The sequence below is a fragment of the Streptomyces sp. NPDC006265 genome (assembly GCF_040613555.1).
Taxonomy (GTDB): domain Bacteria; phylum Actinomycetota; class Actinomycetes; order Streptomycetales; family Streptomycetaceae; genus Streptomyces.
The window spans coordinates 1-1,359 of the sequence record NZ_JBEXSH010001420.1 but is presented as its reverse complement, the minus strand read 5'-3'; the positions used below and the strand labels follow the sequence as shown (position 1 = coordinate 1,359).

At 70.0% G+C, this 1,359-nt stretch carries 1 protein-coding gene; it reads left to right on the top strand.

The window, feature by feature from the left end; translation table 11 throughout:
- Window positions 1–1,259, top strand: a 1,259-nt coding sequence (locus ABZ281_RS49435; protein ID WP_356665401.1) for an APC family permease, incomplete at its 5' end; no start/stop codon positions are given.
- Between the last annotated feature and the right edge of the window lie 100 nt (window positions 1,260–1,359).

Genomic DNA, 1,359 nt, shown 5'->3' with positions numbered 1-1,359 from the left:
AAGACCGGCTTGTGGCACACACTGGCCTGCTGCGACTGCCTGTCTCCATCGGCGACACCAAGACAGAGGTGGTGGGCCGCGGCCTCGGCCGCCCGGCCGGGCTCGGCGCGGCGCTGCTCGCCCTGTTCTCCTACAACGCCCTGCAGATCGGCGTGTTCGGCGCCTTCGGCTTCTTCTCCGGCGCCACTGTGAACGACCTCCTCGGCATCGACCTGCCCTGGCCGGTGTACGCCTTCGCGGGCATCGCCCTCGTGTGGTTCCTCGGCTTCCGCTCGATCAACTTCGGCGCCAAGGTGCTGGCGGCCCTCCTCATCGCCGAAACCGCGATCCTGCTGCTGCTCGCCGGCGCCGTCCTGATCAAGGGCGGGGCGAACGGGCTGGCTCTGGACTCCTTCACGCCCTCCAACGTCTTCACCGCGCAGATGAGCGGTCCTCTGGGGCTCGCCGTCGCCGCCTTCATCGGCTTCGAGGCGACCGCCATCTACCGCGAGGAAGCCCGCGACCCCGACCGCACCGTGCCCCGCGCCACCTACCTGGCTGTCGGCTTCCTGGGCCTGTTCTACACCTTCATCGTCTGGGTCATCGTCCAGGCATTCGGCAGCGACCGCGTGGTCCAGGCGGCCGCGCAAAACCCGGCCGAAATGTTCTTCACCGCCATGGACCGCTACGTCGGAGGCTGGGCCACCGACCTCCAGCGCGTCCTGATCGTCACCAGCCTGCTGGCCGCGCTGCTCGCCTTCCACAACGCCATCACCCGCTACGCCTACGCCCTGTCCACCGAACAGGTCGCCCCCTCGGCCCTGGGCCGGGTCCATCCGCGCAACGGCTCGCCGTGGATCGCCGGCATCGCCCAGAGCGCCCTGGCCGCCCTCGTCGTCGCTGTCTTCGCCATGATCGGCGTCGACCCTTACAGCGAGTTCTTCCTCTGGGTGAACACCCCGGGGGTGGTCGGCATCCTGGTCCTGCAGGCCATCGCGGCCTTCGCTGTGGTGGCCTTCTTCCGCCGAAACCCGGCCACGCGAGGCGAAGGACGCATGCGCACCGTGGTCGCACCGGCGGCAGCGGGCATCCTCCTCACCGCGACCACGGGGCTGGTCTGCAGGCGCCTCGACCTGTTCACCGGCGCCGGTCCAGCCGTCAACTGGGCGCTCGTCGCGCTCACCCCCGCACTGTTCCTGACCGGTGTGTTCGTCGCCCTCCGCATCCGCCACACCAAACCCGGCGTCTACGCCAAACTCGCTACGACCGACATCAACTGATCGACATCCACGACTGTGGCACACGGAGGCGGGGCGGGGGCGGGGGCGGTGGCCAGTTGCCGTTGGCCGGGGGGCGGAAGACCGCGCCGGCCGGGCTGCC